Source organism: Streptomyces sp. NPDC050704 (assembly GCF_040654355.1).
Classification (GTDB): Bacteria; Actinomycetota; Actinomycetes; order Streptomycetales; family Streptomycetaceae; genus Streptomyces.
In genome coordinates, this window is record NZ_JBFAHW010000099.1 from 16,950 (window position 1) to 38,862 (window position 21,913).

The window sequence follows — 21,913 nt, forward strand, 5'->3', positions numbered from 1 at the left end:
CCTGCGGGGCAGCGGCGATCGGGTGGGCGGGCCCCATCGGGCAGCGGAACACCGGCTCGTCGGGGTGGCCGAGCACCGCGACGGCCTCGACGTCGTGCTGCCGGGCAAGGCTGTACGTCGTCCGGATCCCCCTCCCAATTCCGCAATCGGCGTGTAACATAAAAGAAACCTGCATGCGTCCCCGTATCTCCGTCTAATCCAGCTAACTGCGGGCTAGACCGGAGAGTTGGTGGAATGGTTGGGCTTGCTTACCAACTTGTTCCCCAAGAGTTGGGCTATCGGTAACCAATTTCGGGAACGTTTTACCGCTGACGCGCATCGGGGCTCGCCTCACCCATTCCCGGGGCAGCGGTGTGTGCCCGTCACTCGGCACACGTGTTGGCGTGCAGAGCTCGGGTCTCCGAGGGAAACCGGGACGGAGCGGAGCGGAGCTACAGCTCCCGCTCGGCCACGATCTCGCCGTCGACCACCTCGCCGGTGACGCGGAAGCCGAGCCGCGTGTAGAAGGGTTCCGGCCCGCCGTCGCCCGGCACCCAGGACACCCACAGTCGGCGTTCGCCGCGACGCCGGGCCTCGGCGCACACCGCTGCCACCGCGAAGCTGCCGTACCCCCGCTTCTGCCGGTCCGCGGCGATGTTGAGCCGCCACAAATAGCTCCGGTAGGGCTCCACCGCGTGCGCAGGGTCGAAGCCGGCCATGACGAACCCGACCATCTGCTCCCCGTCACAGATCACCCGCGGCCAGGCGATCTCCCCGTACGCATACGCCTCGGCGAGGGAGATGACGACCGGGTCGACGAAGCGTTCCTGGTCGGGCCGTACGCGCAGCCGGCGTGCCGCATCGACGTTCTCCGGTGTGACCTTTGCCAGATACAGGGACGAACTCACAGTTCGGCGCTCCTCGGATGACTGGTCGTCATCCACTCCTACCATCAGGCCGCCGAAGGGTCACCGTCAGGTCGTAGGCGATCGCGCCGCCTGAAACCGACACGACCGACTTCTGTGCTGCCCATGGGGTTGTCCTGCGGCGGTCCGTGCCGTCGGTTACGAATGGAGTTGTATGCGACCCGTGAGTGCGGGCGCAGCTTGATGACTTGGATGGTGAGACCCACGTGAGTGATCAGCCGGTTTTTGTTCTGGGAGAGGGTCTGCAGGCTCTGGAGCCGGCCGGGTTCGAGACCGAGGCGGAGTTCCAGGAACTGCTCGCCCGGCACCCGAGAGTGCTGGACTTCGGGTCGCTCTCCGATGGGCGGCCGCTGCGATTGACACTGGTGGCGCGGGAGATGGGGGTGGCGTCAGGAGCCGAGAGCGGGCCGTCGTACTGGCTGGACCATCTCTTCGTCGACGCCGACGCGGTGCCGACACTCGTGGAGGTGAAGCGGGCCACCGACACCCGTATCCGCCGCGAGGTGGTGGGGCAGATGCTCGACTATGCGGCGAACGGCGCCCGTTACTGGCCCGCCGCCCTGCTGCAGCGTTCCTTCGAGGAGACGTGCGCGGCGGATGGCCGCCCGCTGGAGGAGGCATACGCGGAGCTCCTGGGTGAACGCGCGCCCGAGGACTTCTGGAGCATGGTCGAAGAACGGCTGGCGGTCGGGCAGATGCGCCTCCTCTTCGTCGCCGATCGCATCCCCCTCGAACTGCGGGCCATCGTGGAGTTCCTGAACGGGCAGATGCGGCAGACCGACGTGTACGCGGTCGAGTTGAGCCAGTACCGCGGGGAGGGGCAGCTGCGGGTGCTGGTGCCGCGCGTGCACGGCGAAGTCGCGACCGCGGCCAAGTCCTCCTCCGCCCGCCGCTCATCCAAGCCGGCGACGACACGGGCCGAGATGGACGCGGCGCTGCAGGAACGGTTCGATGAGCAGGCGTGCCGGGCCATCGGGAAGCTGCTGGACCATGCCGCGGCACGCGGACGCCTCCAGGGTGGTACCGGCAACTACCCGAGCATGAGCCTTCACTACAGCGTCGACGCCGGCGAGCGGCCGCTGCCGGTCGGCACGGTCTCCCTGTACAACGAGGGCCGAAACTGTCTGGCCTTCAATGTCGGGTCGATCTCGCGGCGTATCGGTGTGGACGCGACGGCCGCATTCGCCGAGCTGCTCCCCGACGTCGGCGGTCTGGGGAAAATGCTGGAGGAGGAGAAGGCGAAAGGGTTCACCGGCTGGAAAGAGATCTCCCTTGAGGACGTTCTCGCCCGTCCCGGCGCATTGGACACCATCCTGGCCGCCATCGAACAATTCGTCACCCGTCCCTGACGGTTGACGACCCAAGTGCCAAGTGCCAAGTGCCGCGTGTTGAGGATGCGGGCAGCGGGCCTCCACGACCCTCGACCGCAGCAGGAACGATTCGAACGTCATCGAATTGATTGGTGGATGGCGACGACCGGGCGATTCTCTTTCTGCGACCCGGCCGCTCGGTTTGAATGTCCGGCGGCTGCTCGGCAACCCGGAAACCCGAGGGGGAAACGGTAATGGCACCACTGCGACGCTCCGTTGGGAAGCGCCGTCTTGTCTGCGCTGCCACTGCCGTGGCAGGTGCTGCCCTGGCCGTACCAGCGGTTGTGCACGCGGTCTCCGATTCCCCCTCGCGTGCACCCGCGGGCCCGTCACGGCAACAGTCGCGCGAACCCACCCCACGGGAAAAGAACATCCTGCACACGGCAGGACAGATCCTGCTCCGTGACTGTATGGAAAGGCGCGGTTTCGAGTACAGGCCGGTGAAGGAAAACCCGATCCCCGAAGCCCGGGAATTCCCGTACGTCATCAATGACATGACGTGGGCTCAGAAGCACGGCTACGGAACGGACATGCAGCGCGCCCTCGCCAAGCTGCGGAAAACCGATCCGAACCAACGCTACTTCCGCGGTTTGCCTGCCAATCGGAGAGAAGCCGCGCTCGATGCGGCAAACGGTTCAAAGCCCCTGAACGTGACCGCGAAGACTCCGGACGGCATGTTGTTCCAACGCAGCCCTGAAGGCTGTCAATCGGAGGCCGACCGGAAGCTCTATGGAGACCTCCGGAAGTGGTTCCAGGCCAAGGTCACAGTTGACACGCTGGCGGAGATCAAACGTACCCGCGTACTCGGGGACCCCAGGTTCGCCGAAGCCGTAAAACCGTGGGCTGCCTGTATGCGTGCCGCCGGCCACCCCTACGCCGGCCCGGCCCAATTGCGGGCGAAACTACCCCCGCCGAACGATCCCCTGCCTCGAAAGGAGGAAATCCGGCTCGCCGTCGCTGAAGCGCGCTGCGCGATGAGTTCGGGCCTGGCCAGGACGTCGAGTGAATTGGACGAGTACTACGCCGAGAAGCTCGAGAAGCAGTACCGGTCCGACGTCGAAACCCGACGTCAACTGCAAGTGAGTGCCCTGCCTCGCGCTCACTCGATCACCAGAACAGATTCGTCAACGTGAGAATCCACAACGAGGGGAAAACATGAGCAAGATACGCAATCTCGTGATCGGCACAGCGCTCGCCGCACTGGCTGTGGGAGCCACGCCTCTCACCGCACAGGCAGCGGACACCTCTCCTTCGTCCCCGCCCAGCGCCGCCGCTACAGGACTCCTTCACGTCTACTACGAAACCGAGTACAGCGGTTGGTGCGACGACTGGTCGGGTGAGGCCCCGGACTGGGGCAGTTGCCGCAACAAGGTCAGCTCACTGCACAACAACGGCTACCCCGGCAACCTTGACGACATCTGGGTCTACTGGGGGCTCAACTACACGGGCGCACGCAGAGGTGTCTATCAGGGAGTGGGGCTCACCGATCTCCGCTTCTACCACTTCGACGCCAATACAGGACCCGGCTCGGGAGAGTCCCTCAACAACAACATCTCGTCCCACAGGTGGACCAACCTCCCCTAGCGAGCCGGTTTCGAGATACGTGGTCGACTCGTGAGTCGCCCAACTCGGGCCGGTCTCCCAGCAAGATGCCGGGCAAACCGGGAGAGGCCGGCACGGAGGTGCTTCAGCCGGCGTCGAGGAGCCGCAGGCCGAGCGGCGTAGCGGTGTGGACGAGGTACTTCCCGGTGCGGCGGCTGCTGATCAGACCGCTGTCGCGCAGGACCGCGATCTGGTAGGAGGTGCTCGACTGTGTGACACCCACGGCATGGGCGACGTCCGAGGATGTGCGGCCGTCCCTGAGGGCGATGTCGGACAGGATGGCGGCGCGTGTGCGCCCGAGCAGGCGAGCTGCTCCCGTTCCCCACGTCTGGGCAAGGTCCCAGGGCTGCTTGGCCACGGGATAGACCAGGACGGGCGGGAGTTCGGGGTCGGCCGGGGCGGTCGCGCGCCGCCAGCAGAAGAAGGACGGGACGAGCAGAAGCCCGCGACCGTTCAGTGACACATCACGGTTGACCGGGTAGTCCACTTCGAGGACGGGGTCCCGCCATCGGGCGAGGGGGGCCAGGCTGTCGAAGAGTTCCTGGACGCCGCCGTCGAGCAGGGCCCTGGTGCGCACCTCGACATCCGCTCCCACCAGAGCGCGCATGCGCGGCCAGTGCGGCCGTAGCGCTGCCTCGAAGTACGTTTCCAGGGCCTTGGCGACTCTGGCCGGGGCGGCGTCGTCCGGGCGTGGTGCTGAACCCGGCCGCCCACTCCTGCCCTGAGCCGTGTTCAGCCGGGCCAGCTGGCGTACGACTTCATGCCGCGGTGTGCTGCGGATCGTATCGAGCGCCGCGGGCAGTCCCTCGCTGGCGGTGGGAGTCAGGAAATCGGGGATGTAACCGGCGCTGGGTACCAGTCCGCGCAGGGGAGCCAGGGCCGCGCGCAGTCTCTCGTCACGGTGCAGCCGGTTACGCGTCGCGTTCCGCCACGTACCGAACGCCGACCGCCCCTCGTCTGTCTTCAATCGGCAGAGACTGCAGATGATTTCCCAGGTGGGGTCCGGGTCTCGCAGAATCCGGATCTTCTTGAGGTCGTCGGAAGTGAAATGCAGGCGGAGCAAGGTGCCTCTTCCACGATTCGCAACATAGGGTGTCCACCCCCGGCTCGACGGTTCCGTCGAGCGCGCGGTCGTTTGTCTATGGCGTGTCTATGGCGTCGCTGTGAACGAGTAGGCGCTCACTGCCACATGCGCAGCGCAGTCCATCGCGTGTATGGCCGGAGGTACGCCCCGTGCTCCGCCGGTGCCGCATTGGACGCGGGCTTCTCCACCACTTCAGGCATGTGGGTACGGCGCATGGAAATTCCCCCTCGTTTTTCGCAGCAGGTCGGACTGCGAAGCGGCGCTGGTCTTGCCCAGTCCATGCTGACCCAGGATGGTGCGACCGCGCCAGGGGGCATCGGAGAGTAGAAGTCGAGGGTCCGATTGAGCGAACGCCACCGTGACGTTCGCAGGTCACGGGTGCCGGCGTGGGCGGACGGTGGCGTACTCGGGCCGGTCGGGAACGAGATCGCCGGCCGAACCGGATGGACCGGGCGGATCACCGTCGGCGCGGCACATCGGATCCGCCGGCTGCCCAGAACGCGGCGCGAGCCGTGCTGAGTGGGCGGGCCCGCGCCCGGACCAAAGCGGGCGACGGACCGGTGCAGAGATGCGCGGCGCCATCGGGAGCGGACTGCGGGTCTCGCGCTCGGTGCGCCGCACATCGCGCAGACCGTCCGATGCGGTGTGGGACGGGCCAGAACGGGCCCGTCCGTCCTTGAGCGGACCTCACCACGCCGGGGGCGGAGTTGCGGGGGAGTCACCCCGCTGAGCGGGGTGGTCGCCGTGGTCCGGGCTCGGTGTCCGGTGGGCGTCGTACCGTGCGGACCGCGCGGTCCGTAGGCCCTCGCCGTAGGTGACCGGAACGGCGCCGAACTCGCGCAGCCTCTCGTCGTTGCGCCCGCTCGCGGTGCTGATCACCTTGGCGCCCCGGGCCACGGCCAGCTGTACGGCGAAGGTGCCCACGCCACCGGCTGCGGCGTGGATCAGCACCGTCTCGCCCTCGGTGACCTGGAGCCGGTCCAGAGCGGTCAGGGCGGTGCCGCCCGCGCTGGCGAGACTGCCCGCCACCTCCCACGAGACCGTGGCGGGCTTGGCGACCAGAGCCTTGGTATCGGCCAGCGTGAACTGGGCGTAGGACGATCGCAGGACACCCAAATAGATGATGCATCATCCATATGTCTTGATGTGCGAGTGCGAGCTGCACCTCGCGCATTCCGGCGCGGCGGGAGCCGCAAGCAGCAACGCGCCGGGGTGGATGATGCATCAACTGTAGGATTACATGTGCAGTCATGTAAACCGCAAGGAGCCCCATGACGCAGTTCGGCATCTTCGGTGTCGGTGACATCTCACCGGACCCGACCACCGGCTACACCCAGAGCGAGGCCGAGCGGATCACCGACCTGATCGACGACGCCCTGCTCACCCAGGCCGGGGTGTCCCGGCCCGTCGCCCGCCTGGAGCAGCGCGGCCTCGTCGAACGCCGGCCCGATCCCGACGACGCCCGCGCCTACCGCCTCTTCCTTGCCGCCGACGGCCATGAGGTCCAGTGGCGCCTCGGCCGCACACACGCCCGGCATGTCACGGCCGCGATGACCCGCGCCCTGGCGCCCGAGCAACTTCACACGCTGCGCGAGCTCATGCGAGCGCTGGTCGCCGCGACCCCGGCCACCCAACCGCCACCGCCGCCCACCCCCCGAAAGCACCCGTGAAGAACCCCGTGAGGAACATGGCATGAGCGATCTGACACCCCATGCGAGGCCGGTGACGATAGCCGTCGTCAACGCCGGCGTCAGCGAGCCGTCCTCGACCCGCCTGCTCGCCGACCGCGTCACCCAGAAGACCCTCGACACCCTCCAGGCGTCAGGCACGACGGCGACCGTGCGCTCGATCGAGCTGGCTCCTCTCGCCACGGACATCGCGTTGGGCATCGTCTCCGGCATGCCCAACACCAAGGTGCGGTCGGCCATGGAACTGCTCGCCTCCGCCGACGCGGTCATCGCCGCCACCCCGGTCTACAAGGCGGGGATCAGCGGTCTGTTCAAGTCGTTCGCCGAACTGATCGACAACGATCTGCTGATCGCCAGACCGGTCGTCCTCGCCGCGACGGGCGCCAGCGCACGACACGCCATGGTCGTCGACGAGCAACTCCGGCCGCTGTTCGCGTTCCTGCGAGCGCTGCCGATACCCACTTCCCTCTACGCCGCCCCCGAGGACTGGGGATCCACCGACCTCGGCAAGCGCATCGCCCGCGCCGCGCAGGAGCTCTCCGTCATGCTGCGCAGCGGAGTCGGCCGGCAGATCGCCGACAGCAACTGGAACGGCTACCAGCACCAGTTCGGCGGCAACGCCACCCGGGCCCAACGGTCCCTGGACGACGTCGACTTCAGCACCGACCTGATGCGGCTCGCCACCGGCGGAAGCGCCCGCCCGCAAGGCGGTGACCAGGCGGATGCACGCTGACGCAACCGTTTCGGCACCCGGGCGAACGGCATCCGAGCGAGCCGGTCGGCGCGCGACAGTGGTGGTCGTCGGCGGCGGGCAGTCGGGCCTCTCGGCCGGCTACCACCTCAAGCGGCGCGGCTTCACCAGCGCCCTGACCGGCCCGGACGCCCCCGCCGGTGACCGGACCTTCGTCGTGCTCGACGCCGAACCGGCGGCCGGCGGGGCGTGGCGGCACCGCTGGGAATCGCTGCGGATGAACACCGTGAACGGCATCTTCGACCTGCCCGACTTCCCGCAACCGCCCGTCGACCCCGACGAGCCCAGTCGCATCGCGGTGCCGCGCTACTTCACCGCCTTCGAGCAGGCGAGCGACCTGCCGATGCTGCGTCCGGTGACCGTCACCGCCGTGCGGCGGGTGGACGACCGGCCCGACGGAGAGCTGACGGTCGAGTCCAGCGCCGGAACCTGGACCACCCGGGCGGTCATCAACGCCACCGGCACCTGGACCAACCCCGTCCGCCCCCACTACCCGGGGCAGGAGAGCTTCACCGGCATCCAGGTGCACACCCGCGACTACGTCTCGGCCGAACAGTTCGCCGGCCTCCGGGTCGCCGTCGTCGGCGGTGGCATCTCGGCGCTCCAGCAACTGGAGGAGATCTCCCGGGTGGCCACCACGTTCTGGTACACGCGCCGCGAACCCGTCTTCCGCGAGGACGAGTTCAATGCCGAGGCAGGCCGCGAGACCATCGCCAAGGTCGCCGCCGACGTCGAAGCGGGCAGGCCCACCGGCAGCGTCGTCTCGTACACCGGCCTGGGCTGGACTCCGTACGCGTTGGCGGCGAAGGAGCGCGGAGCACTGCGGCGTCGTCCCGTGTTCACCGCCGTCGAACCCGGCGGCGTCCGGGAGGCGGACGGTTCCTTCACGCCGGTGGACGCGATCCTGTGGGCCACTGGCTTCAAGGCCGCCCTGGCCCACCTCGATCCGCTGGGGCTGCGCAACGAGCTCGGCGGGATCACGATGCACGGCACCCAGGTGGCCGGCGAACCACGTGTGCACCTGGTGGGCTTCGGACCGTCCCAGTCCACCGTCGGTTCCAACCGCGCCGGCCGTCAGGCGGTCAACAGCCTGCTGCGGCAGTGGAACGCCACGGCGAGCGGTACGCCGAAAGACCCGGGTTCCGTGGCACCCGCATACGCCGCGGACGGCAGGTCCAGCGAAGAAGCAGGGGTCAGCTCATGAAGTTCCAAAGGCCGCCCCGCCGTCCATGGCCGAACCGTCGCCGACGCCGCCGATCAAGTCGCGGGGTCCGTGATGTGAGGGAGCGCGGTCCCTCAGCTGACTGGAGGGAAACGACTGACCCCGGATACTTGCTGAAGGCCCCGCCGACGCCGGGACGGCGAATAATTTGGTGTGCCGGGTCGACGGAACCGGGTAGCGTCTTGGTCATGTTCTTCCAGACGCCGATTTACGAGTGAGAGCGTGATGGGCACCTGCTGATGTCCTTCGACGTCGCCGCGCCCGTCCCCCACTGATGAATCCGTAGGTCACTTCACATCATTTCGGGAGAACCCGTGAGCAAGAACATCAACAACCCTGTGGGCATGGGCGGCGGCCAGCGCAAGAAGCTGTCCCGTGCCGAACGGCAGAACAACGGCCCGCACCGCAACCTCGACCGCCAGGGTGCCGCCGACCAGAAGGCGGAGCTGGTGCGCAAGATGCGCGAGAAGGTAGGAGCAGCTGAGGGCGCCGAGCAGGCGAGCGACGACACCGCCCAGAGCTGACGCACCGCCGCCGCAGGGCGGCACCGCATGGGGCAGGGCCCGGACCGCGACGCGCGGTCCGGGCCCTGCTGCCCTACCGGGCGCGGCCGGTCCCGCACAGCTCTCGGCCGAGCACACTCGTGTCTCAGCCGACCACCCGGGGCAGCCGGGGATTTCAGCAGCCCCGCCGGGGAAGCAGACGGCCGCGAGGTACCTCCTGCCGTCCCGCCGTACGACGAGATCCTTCTTCCCGTCCGGACCGCCCAGAGGGCCCCGGCGCGATGTCGGTACAGCCGCTGATACGGGACCTGTTCGGCACGCCGGACGTCGCCCGGTTGGGTATTGCCTCGTAGTCCTGGTCGTTACTCGCCCGGCCGCCTTCAAGCCGAACAGGGAGCCGACACAAGCAACCCTGACGTTTCGACCCGTCCGTGCTGTTGACACCCCGAATCATCACATGGAAATTGCGCGGTTCAGGCGGACAAGGTATTCCGCGTCTGGTTGCACGCCGGCCCCGAAGCGTTCCTGGACCACGGCGAGCCCGAGGTCGCGCCGCTTCGGTGATCGCGCCGCGTCGGCCGTCGCCAGTGCGTCCGGCAGCTCCTGACGGGTGAGATCCGTGCAGTAGGCGGGTGTGCCGGGCTGTTGCCGCCACGATTCCGCGAGCGGGCCTGCGTCAAAGGCGTCGAACCCGGTGTCCTCGACGAGTGCCAGTGCCAGGTCGCGCTCTCGCGGACTGTCGGCCGCGACGGGGAGCGAGATGCGGTCCGCACTGCCCGCCGGCTTGTTCCTGTGCGCGAACGACTCGGCTCCGATCGAGTTCCACGCCTTGACGATGGGCCGGCCCAACTGCTTGGCAGCCCACACGCTCTCGGCTTGGCCGGCCTCGATCGCCGCGATTCCGCTGTCCCGATGCGGGAAGTAGTTCGACGTGTCGATGACCACCGTGTCAGCCGGCACCTTGGCGATCAGTGGTGCGACCTGCGGAATGCGGGCGAAGGGAATGGAGAGGATCACGGCGTCGACGTGCGCTACGGCTTCCGCCGCGGTCACCGCGCGTCCGCCCGAGGACAGCACGTCCGCCTCGATCGTCTCCGGGCCGCGCGAATTGGCCGCCTTCACCTCGTGCCCGGCCGCGCTCAACCGCCTGGTCAGCGTCTTGCCGATGTTCCCGGTGCCGAGAATGCCGATCTTCATGGTGAAACTCCTTGTCCGGAACGGAACCCCGGTGTCGGTGACCGGGGTTCCGGGGCTTGGTCCCTGCGGCGCGACCGGGGCTGCGGCGGACCGCGGACGCGGCGGTGTGGGTGGGTGATGGCGGCCTTGCCGAAGTGAGCGCCGTTCTTTGTGTTCGTCGTGGGTGGTCGTGGCGTGTCGGTGCTGTCGCTGTCGTGCCGTTGGGTGCACGGGAGTCGTGTGGGGTGGTTCAGCGGTGGGCGGCGCGGTTCATCTCGACGACGTCGTCGACGGTGGGGTTGGCGCCGAGGGCGGCGATGCGGTGCGGGAGGCTGTCGCGGATGGCCGCGTCCTTGGCGCGGTCGGCCGCGGCCAGGGCCGCCGGCAGCTCGTCCAGGGTCAGTTCGGTGCAGTAGGCGGGGCTGTTGGGCTGTTGGCGCCAGGAGTCGGCCAGCGGGCCGGCGTCGTAGGGGTCGAAGCCGGTGTCGTCCACGAGCTGCATGGCCACGCGCCGCGCCTCCTGGGTGTCGCCGGCGACGGGGATGGCGAGGCGGCCGGGCGTTCCGGCCGGAACACCCCGGGTCCGCTGGGTCTCTGCCAGGGCGGCGTTCCACGCCTTGACCACGGAGCGCCCCAGCTGCCCGGCGGTGTACACGCTCTCCACCTGGCCGTTGTCGACCGCCTCGATCGGCTCGCTGAGCATGCCGGGGTAGTAGTTGGAGGTGTCGATGACCACGGTCTCGGCGGGCACCGACGCGAACAGGTCGGCCAGCTGGCCCGCCACGCCGAACGGGATCGACAGGATGATGACGTCCCGGTCCTGGACGGCGGCGGCGAGGTCCGCCGTGCGGGCCCCGGCCTCCAGTACCTCGGCCCGGACGGCCTGGCGGCCGCGGGCGTCGGTCACCTGGACGTCGTGCCCGGCCGTGCGGAGCTTGGCGGCGAGGTTCCCGCCGATGGCACCGGCGCCTATGACAGTAATTTTCATGATTTATCCCTTGAGAGGATGAGCCGCCCCTGAGGGCAGCACGATGTGATGGCTGTGCGGTGGTGCCGCCTGGCGTTGCGGGGGCGGGGCGGGGCGCCTGGCGGTCTACGCCTGGGTGTCCTGCTGGCGGTAGCCGCTCGCGATGAGCGTGCGGAGCCGGTCGAGCGACTCCTCCTCGGTGCCGGTGCCTTTGATCCAGGCGACGGAGCAGGCCGCGAGGAACAGGTCGTGCCCCCGCACCGAGGCACGCACGTGCCCCGCGAGCTGCGCGGTTCGCACGTACTGATCGGTGGCGGAGATGAGGATGCCGCAGGGAATGGTGAGTGGGTTGTCCGGCTCCTGCGCCCGGGCCGCGGCCATCAGCGGGTCGGGCAGTCCGCTGAAGGCGCTGAAGTACTCCTCCATCGCCCGCAGCCACTGCTCAAGCGCCTCGGCCGGGTCGCCGAGCTGCTCGATGTCCGCCTGACGGGCCACCAGCTCCTCGGAGCGCGTCTGCAGCACGGCCGCCAGCAGCGCCTCCCGGGTGGGGAAGTGCCGGTACAGGGTGCCGGGCCCCACCCCCGCCTCCTTGGCCACCGCCTCCAGGGAGGTGCCCACCCCGTGCTGGAGGAAGTGGCGCTGTGCGGTCTCCAGGAGGGCGGCGCGGTTGCGCTGGACGTCCGCGCGCGGTTTGCGTCCGCGCTGTTCGACGGCGCTCATGCGCGCTCCTGCCTGCCGTGATGGTGCGGCCGCATCAAAACGGATGCTGCCTCCGTACACGGTCGAGATTAAAACGGAGGCGGCATCCGGTCAAATCGGCGGCCCGACCACCCACGCAGCCCGGACAGCACAGCGCGCCGACCTGTCCGGCCGCAGAACACAGGGCAAAAGCCGTACGGGCTGCACCATTCCAGAGTGCCCGGGTCCGGCCCCTCCCGCGCCGAGCCCGGCCCGGCCCGGCCCGGTCCGCGGTCCAGGACGTCAGGAGGTGAGCTGCTGGTGTCCGATGACGGAGAGCAGTTCGAGTTTGCTGTGGCTCTCCGTGCCGGGGCGGGTGGTCAGTACCACCAGGGTCTGGGCTCGGTTCTCGGTGTACAGCAGCTGGGCGTCGACGTCGATGCGGCCGAGTTCGGGATGGAGGACGGTCTTGCAGTCGCCGTACCGGGCGACCTCCTGAAGTTCCCACATGCGGACGAACTCGGGGCTGTGTTCCTGGAGTTCGGCGAGGATCCGGGCGGCTCGGGGGGTGTCGCTGCCGGCGGTCAGCGCTGCCCGCAGGCGGGCCGCCTGAGTGCGGCCGTGGCGTTCGTGACTCTCCTCGGGATACACCAGACGTTCGGCCGGGTCCATGAACCAGCGGTAGTAGCCGCTACTGGCCAGACCGGTGTGGCGCATCTGGTCGCCGAGCAGCGCGACGGCCAGCGGGTTCATCGCCAGCGTGTCGACCAGGTCGGTCGTCACCAGGGCCGGGGAGTCGTCCAGGCGGTCCAGGACCCGCAGCAGCGTCGGGCTGACGTGTTCGGAGCGCTGGAAGCGGGCCGGGGCGTTGTGGCCGATGAGCACGAAGAGGTGGTCGCGTTCGTCCAGGGTCAGCCGCAGTGCCCGGGCGAGCGCCGCGGTGATCTGGACGGAGGGCTGCGGAGCACGCTGCTGCTCCAGCCGGGCGTAGTAGTCCGTGGACATCCCGGCGAGCTGCGCGACCTCCTCGCGGCGCAGCCCCTGCGTACGCCGGCGCGCCCCCTCGACCAGTCCCACATCGCGGGGGCGCAGCGTCTCACGCCGGTGGCGCAGGAATACCGCCAGTTTCTTCTTGTCCATGCCTCCATCCTCGCCTCATCCCGCCCGGCTATCCAGAGACCACCGATCCATGGATATGTGATCCTCTCCCGCCCCCGCCGATACACCCCCATAGTCGAGACCGCCGGGCGCGCCCGGCCCCTGCGGCGAAGGAGAGTGTCGCCGAGGCCAACGGCGCCTACGACCAGGTGCTGGCCATGCTGAGCGGCGCCAAGGCCTGATCCAGCAACGCACAAAATGGAGAGCCGAACGTGAAACCCACGAATGAAGACACCGTCGAAATCAGTAGGGCCCTGGCGCTGTGGGCGCACATCATGGACGACCACGAACTGGACCGTCTCGGCGAATGCCTCACCGAAGACGCGGTGTGGGACGGCAGCGTCTTCGGCGGCGACCCGGTCGTCGGGCTGGACGCGATCGCGACCTTCATGAACGCCCCCGGACACGCGAAAGCCCACCACACGACGAACATCGTCGTGTCGGAAGGCCCGGGCGACGAGGTGCGGGCCCGATCCAAAGGTCTGAGCCTGCTGGACGGCGGCGGTGTCGCCAGCGTCGTCTACGCCGACGACCTGCGCCGCACCGATGACGGCTGGCGCATTTCCCGGCGGGTAATCCATCTCACGTGGCCACATCGCTTCTAGGAGGCCGCTGCTATCGCCGTTTCCGGGGCTGGACTTGAGGCCGTCGGCGGGGCGAGCGCCTCGCCGGGATACTCCCGGGCCACCGACAAGTCCAAGGCAGGACAGCACTGTCGATCGGAGTGCGGGTCAGGAGGCCGCGAGAGCATCCCGGCACCAGCATCCTGGCGCGTCCATCGCTGTGAGGGTCAAGAAGCCCGGGAGGACTGGCACTTCACATACTCACAATCCGAGTGGAAGACCGTGCCTGCCAACGCATCAGCCCGACCCGCGAGACCCACGCGGCGTACGGCACACTCTGGTTGCCGTGCTCGCGCTGACCGCGTGTGCGGTTCTGGCGGGCGCGACCTCTGTGCTGGCGGTCAGCGAGTGGATCACCGACGCCCGCCGCACATCCTTCAACGCCTCGGCGTACGCCTTCACAGCAGCAGGTGGTCGAGGCAGAGGTTCAGGCCGGCCTCCAGATGTTCCGCGGAGCCGGTGGAGAGCAGGACGGTGACGCCGCCTTGGACCGTGGCGATCACGGCCGCGGCCGTGCGGTCGGCGTCGAGGGCCGGGTCGGCCTCGCCGGTCGCTTGCGTGGCCTCGATACCGGCTCGGACGCACTCCTGCCACCGCCGCACCAGTTGCGCCGTCACGGCCTGCGCGGCCGGGCTGTACCGGCCCACGTCGGCGATCAGTACCCCGAGCGGGCAGTGCAGCCCCTGGTCGCGGTAGCGCTCGACAATGAGGTCGCGCCACGCCTCCCAGGCCGCGCGCGAGGTGAGTTCGCTCAGGTACGGCTGCTGGTCGTCGAACACACGCTCGGCTTCAAGTTCGGCGACCGCGAGCAGAAGCTGCTCCCGGCCCTCGGGGAAGTAATAGAACATCTGCCCCTTGCCGGTGCCGCTGCGCCGGCCCACGTCGTCAAGCGTGGTGGCGTTCGTGCCGCGTTCCCGGATCTCGGCTGCGGCGGCTTCGACGATACGCAGGCGGGTCGCGGCGCCTTTCCTCATGATCACCGCCCAGAGTGTACTTGTGGGTACATTTTTTGAAACTTACCTTCGGCCGTATGAAAGCGATAGTCATCAGCGAAGCAGGGGGACCGGAAGTGCTGCAGCTGCGCGAGCGGCCGGCACCCCGTCCGGGCCCGGGAGAAGTCCTGGTGGACGTCCGCGTGGCGGGTGTGAACTTCTTCGACACCGCCATCCGCGGACAGGCCCTGGCCGAGGTGCCGGGCGCCGAAGGCGTCGGCGTGGTGACGGAGACGGGCGAGGGCGTGCACGGGTTCACCCCAGGTGACCGTGTCGCGTGGCTGACGATCAACGGCCACGGCAGCTACGCCGAGCAGATCGTGCTCCCCGCGGACGGTGCCGTCCCGGTGCCCGACGCCGTCGACGACGAGACGGCCGCAGCCGTGCTCTTGCAGGGCCTGACCGCGCACCACTTCGCCACCGTGTCCCACCCGGTACGAGCGGGAGACGTCGCGCTCGTGCACGCGGCCGCCGGCGGGGTCGGGATGATGCTCACCCAGATCGTCAAGGCCCGCGGCGGCACCGTGATCGGCCTGGTGTCGCGACCGGAGAAGGTCAAGTGGGCCGCCGACGCGGGCGCCGACCACGTCCTGGTCTCCTCCGGTGACGCGTTCGTCGAGCCGGTGCGCGAGCTGACCGACGGAGAGGGAGTGCACGTGGTGTTCGACGGTGCGGGCGCGACCACGTTCGCCGCATCGCTCCAAGTACTGCGCACGCACGGCACGATGGTGTTCTACGGGCCGCTGATCGGTGACGTGCCGACCATCGCGATGAACGACATCCCCCGCAGCACCCGCCTCACCTACCCCGTGACCGAGGACCATGTCCGCACCCCCGAACAACTCGCGGCGCGCACAGCCGAACTGTTCGCGCTCGTCGAGAAGGGCGAGCTGGTCGTCCGGATCGGCGGCCGCTACCCGCTGGCGGAGGCGGCGAGGGCCCACGCGGACATCGAATCGCGTACGACCACCGGGAAACTGCTGTTGATCCGGTGACCGGTGACCGGTGACGAACCGGACGTCACGCGACTCGCCGCCGAAGCCCAGGGTTCGGCGGCGGGTCGCCGACGCACACCACCAGTTGGAGCTGGTCTGGGCCGACGGCGGTTACACCGGCAGCCTCGTCGAGTACGCCAACGATCCGAACCTTGCGGATACGCGAGCGAGCCCACCGCGAAATCGTCCGCTGCCTCAAGCGCTACGCGGCCCGAGAGGTCTTCCACCCGGTCATACAGTTACAGCCAGGACCCCGCTTATAGGGGCTGTCGTGACAGATGAGAGGGTCAGGCGAGTGAGTGAGACACCGATGAACACCCTGCAATACCGCTTTGACGGGCCAGAAGACGCACCTGTCCTGATCCTCGGTCCCTCACTGGGTACCACATGGCACATGTGGGACCGGCAGGTTCCGGAGCTGGTGAAGCAATGGCGGGTCTTCCGCTTCGACCTGCCGGGTCACGGTGGCGCGCCCGCGCACCCGGCCGGTTCGGTCACCGACCTCGCCGAGCGGCTGCTGGGCACGCTCGACGGACTCGGCGTCCAGCGGTTCGGCTATGCGGGCTGCGCGCTCGGCGGTGCCATCGGCGTCGAGCTGGCGCTGCGCCACCCGGAGCGTCTCGCCTCGCTCACACTGATCGCCGCCTCGCCGCGCTTCGGCACGGCCGACGAGTTCCGGCAGCGCGGCGTGATCGTACGGACGAACGGCCTGGACCCCATCGCGCGTACGTCTCCGGAGCGCTGGTTCACCCAGGGGTTCGCCGCGGCGCAGCCCGCGATCACCGAGTGGGCCGTGCAGATGGTGCGCACCACCGACCCGGGCTGCTACATCGCCGCGTGCGAGGCGCTCGCCTCGTTCGACGTCCGGCCCGAGCTCGGCCGGATCGGTGTGCCGACCCTCGTCCTGGTCGGCTCCGACGACCAGGTCACCGGTCCCGCCGAGGCCCGCACGCTGGTCGCCGGGATACCGGACGCCCGCCTCGCGGTCGTGCCCGGCGCCTCGCACCTGGTCCCGGTGGAACAGCCCGCCGCCGTCACGGACCTCCTCGTACGGCACTTCTCCACCGCCTGGCAGCAGCCCGCGTACGACTCCAGCACCGGCCAGATGGCGATCGTGGCGCCCCCGGTGAAGCCTGTCCTGGCCGCGCCGCCGCAGGTCTCGCCGGTCGCCGAGATCGCCGCCGCCGTGCAGCCGGAGGCCGTGCTGGGCAGACCGGACCCGTACGACGCGGGCATCAAGGTCCGCCGCGAGGTGCTCGGCGACGCGCACGTGGACCGGGCGCTGGCCCAGGCGGACGAGTTCTCCGGCGACTTCCAGGAGCTCATCACCCGGTACGCGTGGGGCGAGATCTGGGACCGACCAGGCCTCGATCGGCGCTCGCGCAGCTGTGTCACGCTCACCGCCCTGGTGGCGGGCGGCCATCTCGACGAACTCGCCTTCCACATCCGGGCCGCCCTCCGCAACGGCCTCACCCCGGTCGAGATCAAGGAAGTGCTCCTCCAGGCGGCCGTCTACTGCGGCGTACCGGCCGCGAACAGCGCCTTCAAGGTGGCCCAGCAGGTCATCCGCGAGGAGACCACGCCCCAGGAGTGAACCCGTCCCAGGGCAGGAGCAGGATGGAACCATGAAGCTCACCAAGAAGTCGCACGCCTGCATCCGCCTGGAGAAGGACGGGCGCACGCTCGTTATCGACCCCGGCGGCTTCAGCGAGGAGGACGCCGCGGTCGGCGTGGACGCGATCCTGGTCACGCACGAGCACCCCGACCACTGCAACGAGGAGCGGCTGCGGGCCGGTCTGGAGTCCAACCCGGGCGCGGAGATCTGGACCCTGAAGTCCGTCGCGGCGAAGATCTCGGCCGCGTTCCCGGGCCGCGTGCACACCGTCGGCCACGGCGACACGTTCACCGCCGCGGGTTTCGACGTGCAGGTGCACGGCGAGCTGCACGCCGTGATCCACCCGGACATCCCGCGCATCACGAACGTCGGCTACCTCGTCGACGGCGGCCGGGTCTTCCACCCCGGCGACGCCCTCACCCTCCCCGACCACCCGGTCGAGACGCTGATGCTCCCCGTCCAAGCCCCCTGGAGCAAGATCTCCGAGGTCATCGACTACGTCCGCGAGGTCAAGCCGCAGCGCGCGTACGACATCCACGACGCCCTGCTCACGGACCTCGCCCGCCCCGTCTACGACAACCAGATCGGCGCGCTGGGCGGCTCCGAGCACCTGCGGCTGGCACCGGGCGAGACCGCGGTCCTGTGAGTGGTCCTGTGAGTGTCAGACCCGCCCGGTAAGTTGTGGGGCATGCGCATCGCCACCTGGAACGTGAACTCGATCACCGCCCGTCTCCCGAGGCTGCAGGCCTGGCTGGAGAGCAGCGGCACGGACGTGCTGTGCATCCAGGAGACCAAGACCACCGCCGAGGGTTTCCCCGCCGACGCCCTCCGCGAGCTGGGCTACGAGTCGGCGGTGCACGCCACGGGGAGGTGGAACGGCGTGGCGGTGATCTCCCGCGTAGGCCTCGAAGACGTGGTCAGGGGTCTGCCCGGCGACCCCGGTTACGACGGCGTCCAGGAGCCGCGGGCCGTCTCCGCGACCTGCGGCCCGGTCCGCGTCTGGTCGGTGTACGTGCCGAACGGGCGAGAGGTGGATCACGCCCACTACGCGTACAAACTCCAGTGGTTCGAGGCCCTGAAGGCGGCGGTCGCGGGCGACGCGGCCGGCAGCCGGCCGTTCGCGGTGCTGGGCGACTACAACGTTGCGCCGACGGACGACGACGTCTACGACGTGGCCGCCTTCGAGGGCCTCACGCATGTCACCCCGGCCGAGCGCGCCGCCCTCGCCGCCCTGCGCGAGGCCGGCCTCTCGGACGTGGTCCCGCGCCCCCTCAAGTACGAGCACCCGTACACGTACTGGGACTACCGCCAGCTCTGCTTCCCCAAGAACCGCGGCATGCGCATCGACCTCGTCTACGGCAACGAGCCCTTCGCGAAGTCCGTCACGGACGCCTACGTGGACCGAGAGGAGCGCAAGGGCAAGGGCGCCTCGGACCACGCCCCGGTCGTTGTCGACCTGGACGTGTAGGAGCGCCCCGTAAGGGGCGCGGGGCTGTGACATATGCGGCTCCGCCGCGTGGGCGCGACCAGCCACGACGGCCCCGCAGTTCAGATACGACCTGTCGAGAGGCGCCCCCCACCTAGAGCAGCGTCAAGTCCACCGACTCGGCCAGCGCAGCGAGCCCCGCATCGCCCGGATGCAGATGGTCCCCACTGTCGTAAGCGGGCAGCATCCGAGCCGGACGCGCCGGGTCCCGCAACACCGCGTCGAAGTCCAGCACACCGTCGAACACCGAGCTGGACCGGATCCACGAGTTCACGGCCGACCGCTGCGCGTCAGCGGCGGCGGTGCACCGCGCCTCCCCCTCGCAGGGCACGATCGTTGCGACCAGCACCCGCAGCCCGCGGGCGTGCGCCCGGTCGGCGATCTCCCGCAGCCCGGCGACGACCTGCTCCGCGCTCGCGCCCCACCGGACGTCGTTGACCCCCTGGAAGACGACGGCCGTACGCGCCGACGTCTGGGCGAGGACGTCCCGGTCGAGGCGGTGCAACGCGCTCACCCCGCCCGTACTGGTGGAGACGCCGTCCCCGGGGTAGACGTCGGTGACCACACGGTTCGCCGAGATGCCATGGTTGAGGACCCCGTAGCGCGGGACCGCACTCTGGTTCTGGAGCCGGGCGGCGAGCACATTGGGCCAGCGCCTGTTCCCGCTCGGCGTCGACTTGTCGCCGTCCGTGATCGAATCCCCGAGCAGTACGACGGAACCGGGCCCGCCGGCCACGTCGACTCCGGTCAGCAGCGGCCAGTTGGCGATCGTCGAGGTGTACGCGTCCGGAGTGCCGTCCGCGGCGTGGTCGCCCGGCACGCTGACGTACGACTGCTGGAGGGCCATGCTGTGCACGGGCGCCGCCGCCACTGTCCCCGGCAGATGGAAGCTCACCAGCAGATTGGCGTCCGGGGGCACGTCGAAGCTGAGGGGATCGCTGAACTCCTGTGCTCCGGCCGGGAGTTCGGTGCCCGGAGAGCCCCGGAACGACAGCGGCACGGGGGCGCTCCGCGGACTCGCACCGGACGCCTGTACCGCCACCGTCGCACTGCCGATCCGTACCGGCGCCGCCGCGAAGGTGTTGTCGAGCCGGATCCGCACGCGCGGCCCGCCCGCCGAGGTGTGCACCACCAGCCGAAGGGTCCGGTCCGTCCACGGCCCGACAGCCGGGTGGCCGGAGGTCGACGCGGCCCAACTCCCGGTCCAGCCAACGGTGTCGGAACGCACGGACAGAGCGAACACGTGGAGATCACCGTGGCGCGGCAGCTCCACCGAGGCCACCTCGCGCCCACGGGCGAGCGGCACGGTCACGACGTACAGCCGGGCCTTCTCGGCGAGTTGGCCGCCGGGCGTGTTGATGTGCGGCAGTGCCACCGCCTTTGTCGCGAGCGGGCCGCCCCGCCAGTCGGACGCGGTCAGCCGGTACGAGGAGCGAGAGCCGTTCGCGTACCGCACCGTGCCCGTACCGCTCACCTCGCCGCCGCCCGTGCCCGCCACCAGGAAGGCGAGCGCGTCACCACGGCCGCGGACCCGTACGGACTGGCCGTCGGCGCGTACGTTGTCGGGCTCGCCCGGCGCCCGCCGGGGCCAGGTCAGCCGGGCGCCCTGGACCGTCAGCGAGCGCCCCGGCGTCCAGCCCGCAGCGGTCAGGTTCTGTGCCGACAGAGAGCGGCCCGAGCCGTCGAAGTCCGCCTCGCCGGGCCGCGCGTCGTCGCTCACGGCCGTGTTGTCGAAGAGCCGTTCCAGCGGCAACGGCCGGTCCCGGGCGGGCGACGCGGCCTCTGCCTCGGTCACGGCCACCGGCACTGGAACCGGCGCGGGCACCGCCACCGCCGCCGAGAGAAGAGCCAACGTCACGGCCGTACCCCACACACGTCGGCGCACCACCGACTCCTCCCGCTCACGAATCGCTCACGAACCGCTCACTGACAAGACGACACGAGGTCATACAAGGCCATACGAGATCACTTGAGATCACTGACGCGGTGACAGATGCACCGTGAAGCTAAGGAGACGGCAGGGACCCGTCAATGAGCCGGGCGCGAACTCCGCGCGAAATCCCCTGGAACAGGCGGTTCCGCGCGCCCTGTGGTGCGTTGGGCGATACGGATGACAGGCTGGGTGTATGAACATCCCTTTCGTGGGCAACTGGCGCAAGAAGCGGGACCCCGCCAGGGGCGTCGCGGTCTTCTCCGACAGTGAGAGCGATCGCGAGGGGGTGGCCGACCTGCTCTCCGAATGCGAGTTGCTGCGAGATCAGGCGTACCGGGCCGGGATCGAACTCGACGACACCCCGGCCTCGTTGGAGGCGCTCGACCAACTGCTGCCGCGCTGGCGCGACGACGAGGAGCGGCTGCAGTGGCTCGGCAACGACGCGGGCCTCTACCTCGGCACGGTCATCGTGCGCACGGTTCCCGGCGCGGTCTGGGAGGTGTGGCCGGGCGACCGGCCGGTGGTGCGGCTGGTGTCGGGCCGAGAGATCGACGTGGTCGAGGCCGGTCACGACTGGGCGGCCAGTGGCGCCCCCGAGCTCTCGCAGCTGTACGCCGAAGTCTCTGAGGCGTAAATACGGCTAATGCCCGAAAGGTGCGTGTCGTCCGTTAGCGCCACTCTTGTCTGGGTAGTTTTCGGCAATCGCGACACAGTTGAGAGTGGGTAGGGCTGAGCATGGCCGTCGATCCGTTGATCGAGCTGCGTGACGTCAACAAGTACTTCGGGGAGCTGCATGTCCTCCAGGACATCAACCTCACCGTCGGCAAGGGGGAGGTGCTCGTGGTCATCGGCCCTTCGGGGTCGGGGAAGTCGACTCTCTGCAGGGCCATCAACCGGCTGGAGGCGATCGAGTCCGGGGAGATCAGGCTCGACGGACAGCCGCTGCCGGACGAGGGCAAGGAACTGGCCCGGCTGCGCGCGGAGGTCGGGATGGTCTTCCAGTCCTTCAACCTGTTCGCGCACAAGACGGTGCTCGAGAACGTGATGCTGGGCCAGGTCAAGGTCCGCAGGGCGGACAAGAAGGTCGCCGAGGAGAAGGCCCGCGGGCTGCTGGACCGGGTGGGTGTCACCACGCAGGCGGACAAGTACCCCGCGCAGCTGTCCG

Annotated in this window: 24 protein-coding genes and 1 pseudogene; 15 read left to right on the forward strand and 10 right to left on the reverse strand. The window is 69.3% G+C overall.

Annotation, left to right across the window (positions count from 1 at the left end):
• Positions 1-49: 49 nt before the first annotated feature.
• Both AB0I18_RS39075 and AB0I18_RS39080 read right to left on the reverse strand, forming a co-directional pair.
• A pseudogene (locus AB0I18_RS39075) lies at positions 50-175 on the reverse strand (glycosyltransferase family 4 protein); the annotation flags it as partial.
• Positions 176-431: 256 nt separating this feature from the next.
• Positions 432-887, reverse strand: a complete 456-nt coding sequence (locus AB0I18_RS39080) for a GNAT family N-acetyltransferase (RefSeq protein WP_363110476.1) — start codon at positions 885-887, stop codon at positions 432-434.
• Between the two features lie 224 nt (positions 888-1,111).
• Here AB0I18_RS39080 and AB0I18_RS39085 point away from each other — a divergent pair, with 224 nt between their 5' ends.
• The 3 genes from AB0I18_RS39085 to AB0I18_RS39095 all read left to right on the forward strand — a co-directional run bounded on the left by AB0I18_RS39085 (position 1,112) and on the right by AB0I18_RS39095 (position 3,859).
• A complete protein-coding gene (locus AB0I18_RS39085; protein WP_363110477.1) occupies positions 1,112-2,254 on the forward strand; it encodes a hypothetical protein in 1,143 nt (380 codons plus the stop codon).
• A gap of 461 nt (positions 2,255-2,715) precedes the next feature.
• On the forward strand, positions 2,716-3,408 hold the full coding sequence (locus AB0I18_RS39090) for a hypothetical protein (RefSeq protein ID WP_363110478.1): 693 nt from the start codon (positions 2,716-2,718) through the stop codon (positions 3,406-3,408).
• 22 nt (positions 3,409-3,430) lie between these two features.
• Positions 3,431-3,859: a hypothetical protein gene (locus AB0I18_RS39095; protein ID WP_363110479.1), complete on the forward strand. Its 429-nt coding sequence runs from the start codon at positions 3,431-3,433 to the stop codon at positions 3,857-3,859.
• 103 nt (positions 3,860-3,962) lie between these two features.
• Here the strand turns inward: AB0I18_RS39095 and AB0I18_RS39100 are convergent, their stop codons facing one another.
• Together AB0I18_RS39100 and AB0I18_RS39105 are read right to left on the reverse strand one after the other, a co-directional pair.
• Complete coding sequence (locus AB0I18_RS39100) at positions 3,963-4,844, reverse strand: DUF5937 family protein (RefSeq protein WP_363110480.1); 882 nt, start codon at positions 4,842-4,844, stop codon at positions 3,963-3,965.
• An 804-nt stretch (positions 4,845-5,648) separates the two neighbouring features.
• A complete protein-coding gene (locus AB0I18_RS39105; protein WP_363110481.1) occupies positions 5,649-6,077 on the reverse strand; it encodes a hypothetical protein in 429 nt (142 codons plus the stop codon).
• 155 nt (positions 6,078-6,232) lie between these two features.
• Here AB0I18_RS39105 and AB0I18_RS39110 point away from each other — a divergent pair, with 155 nt between their 5' ends.
• From AB0I18_RS39110 to AB0I18_RS39125, 4 genes are all read left to right on the forward strand, one after another.
• Positions 6,233-6,631, forward strand: coding sequence for a MarR family transcriptional regulator (locus AB0I18_RS39110; protein ID WP_363110482.1), 399 nt, complete (start codon positions 6,233-6,235; stop codon positions 6,629-6,631).
• Positions 6,632-6,653: 22 nt separating this feature from the next.
• A complete protein-coding gene (locus AB0I18_RS39115; RefSeq protein ID WP_363110483.1) occupies positions 6,654-7,382 on the forward strand; it encodes a CE1759 family FMN reductase in 729 nt (242 codons plus the stop codon).
• A complete protein-coding gene (locus tag AB0I18_RS39120) occupies positions 7,372-8,604 on the forward strand; it encodes an NAD(P)-binding domain-containing protein (RefSeq protein WP_363110484.1) in 1,233 nt (410 codons plus the stop codon). The genes AB0I18_RS39115 and AB0I18_RS39120 overlap by 11 nt, the downstream gene beginning before the upstream one ends.
• Positions 8,605-8,936: 332 nt before the next feature.
• Positions 8,937-9,146 (forward strand): DUF6243 family protein, encoded by a 210-nt coding sequence (locus AB0I18_RS39125; RefSeq protein ID WP_363110485.1) that lies wholly within the window; start codon positions 8,937-8,939, stop codon positions 9,144-9,146.
• Positions 9,147-9,578: 432 nt separating this feature from the next.
• On the opposite strand, the gene AB0I18_RS39130 is transcribed toward AB0I18_RS39125, so the two are convergent.
• The 4 genes from AB0I18_RS39130 to AB0I18_RS39145 form a co-directional block, all read right to left on the reverse strand.
• Positions 9,579-10,532 (reverse strand): NAD(P)-binding domain-containing protein, encoded by a 954-nt coding sequence (locus tag AB0I18_RS39130; RefSeq protein WP_363110486.1) that lies wholly within the window; start codon positions 10,530-10,532, stop codon positions 9,579-9,581.
• Between the two features lie 19 nt (positions 10,533-10,551).
• Positions 10,552-11,289, reverse strand: a complete 738-nt coding sequence (locus AB0I18_RS39135; protein WP_363110487.1) for an NAD(P)-binding domain-containing protein — start codon at positions 11,287-11,289, stop codon at positions 10,552-10,554.
• A 105-nt stretch (positions 11,290-11,394) separates the two neighbouring features.
• Positions 11,395-11,988: a TetR/AcrR family transcriptional regulator gene (locus tag AB0I18_RS39140; RefSeq protein WP_363110488.1), complete on the reverse strand. Its 594-nt coding sequence runs from the start codon at positions 11,986-11,988 to the stop codon at positions 11,395-11,397.
• 261 nt (positions 11,989-12,249) lie between these two features.
• Positions 12,250-13,086 carry a helix-turn-helix transcriptional regulator gene (locus AB0I18_RS39145; protein WP_363110489.1) on the reverse strand — a complete coding sequence of 279 codons (837 nt, stop codon included), beginning with the start codon at positions 13,084-13,086 and terminating at the stop codon, positions 12,250-12,252.
• A 230-nt stretch (positions 13,087-13,316) separates the two neighbouring features.
• On the opposite strand from AB0I18_RS39145, the gene AB0I18_RS39150 reads away from it, so the two are divergent.
• Together AB0I18_RS39150 and AB0I18_RS39155 are read left to right on the forward strand one after the other, a co-directional pair.
• Positions 13,317-13,709: a nuclear transport factor 2 family protein gene (locus tag AB0I18_RS39150; RefSeq protein WP_363110490.1), complete on the forward strand. Its 393-nt coding sequence runs from the start codon at positions 13,317-13,319 to the stop codon at positions 13,707-13,709.
• A gap of 304 nt (positions 13,710-14,013) precedes the next feature.
• The gene (locus AB0I18_RS39155; RefSeq protein ID WP_363110491.1) at positions 14,014-14,205 is read left to right on the forward strand and encodes a hypothetical protein; all 192 of its coding nucleotides are present in this window, start codon (positions 14,014-14,016) and stop codon (positions 14,203-14,205) included.
• On the opposite strand, the gene AB0I18_RS39160 is transcribed toward AB0I18_RS39155, so the two are convergent.
• Positions 14,126-14,701 (reverse strand): TetR/AcrR family transcriptional regulator, encoded by a 576-nt coding sequence (locus AB0I18_RS39160; protein WP_363110502.1) that lies wholly within the window; start codon positions 14,699-14,701, stop codon positions 14,126-14,128. The genes AB0I18_RS39155 and AB0I18_RS39160 overlap by 80 nt on opposite strands.
• A 56-nt stretch (positions 14,702-14,757) precedes the next feature.
• Between AB0I18_RS39160 and AB0I18_RS39165 the strand changes: the two genes are divergently transcribed.
• From AB0I18_RS39165 to AB0I18_RS39180, 4 genes are all read left to right on the forward strand, one after another.
• Entirely contained in the window at positions 14,758-15,714 is a 957-nt protein-coding gene (locus AB0I18_RS39165; protein ID WP_363110492.1) for a quinone oxidoreductase, read from the forward strand.
• 295 nt (positions 15,715-16,009) lie between these two features.
• A complete protein-coding gene (gene pcaC / locus AB0I18_RS39170) occupies positions 16,010-17,308 on the forward strand; it encodes a 4-carboxymuconolactone decarboxylase (protein ID WP_363110493.1) in 1,299 nt (432 codons plus the stop codon).
• Positions 17,309-17,339: 31 nt separating this feature from the next.
• A complete protein-coding gene (locus AB0I18_RS39175) occupies positions 17,340-17,975 on the forward strand; it encodes an MBL fold metallo-hydrolase (RefSeq protein ID WP_363110494.1) in 636 nt (211 codons plus the stop codon).
• Positions 17,976-18,017: 42 nt separating this feature from the next.
• A complete protein-coding gene (locus AB0I18_RS39180; RefSeq protein ID WP_363110495.1) occupies positions 18,018-18,797 on the forward strand; it encodes an exodeoxyribonuclease III in 780 nt (259 codons plus the stop codon).
• A 112-nt stretch (positions 18,798-18,909) separates the two neighbouring features.
• Here AB0I18_RS39180 and AB0I18_RS39185 read toward each other — a convergent pair whose 3' ends face one another.
• Positions 18,910-20,700 carry an SGNH/GDSL hydrolase family protein gene (locus AB0I18_RS39185; protein ID WP_363110496.1) on the reverse strand — a complete coding sequence of 597 codons (1,791 nt, stop codon included), beginning with the start codon at positions 20,698-20,700 and terminating at the stop codon, positions 18,910-18,912.
• A 241-nt stretch (positions 20,701-20,941) separates the two neighbouring features.
• On the opposite strand from AB0I18_RS39185, the gene AB0I18_RS39190 reads away from it, so the two are divergent.
• Positions 20,942-21,382: a DUF6278 family protein gene (locus tag AB0I18_RS39190; RefSeq protein ID WP_363110497.1), complete on the forward strand. Its 441-nt coding sequence runs from the start codon at positions 20,942-20,944 to the stop codon at positions 21,380-21,382.
• Between the two features lie 101 nt (positions 21,383-21,483).
• The coding region (locus AB0I18_RS39195; RefSeq protein ID WP_363110498.1) for an ATP-binding cassette domain-containing protein at positions 21,484-21,913 on the forward strand (430 nt) is incomplete at its 3' end.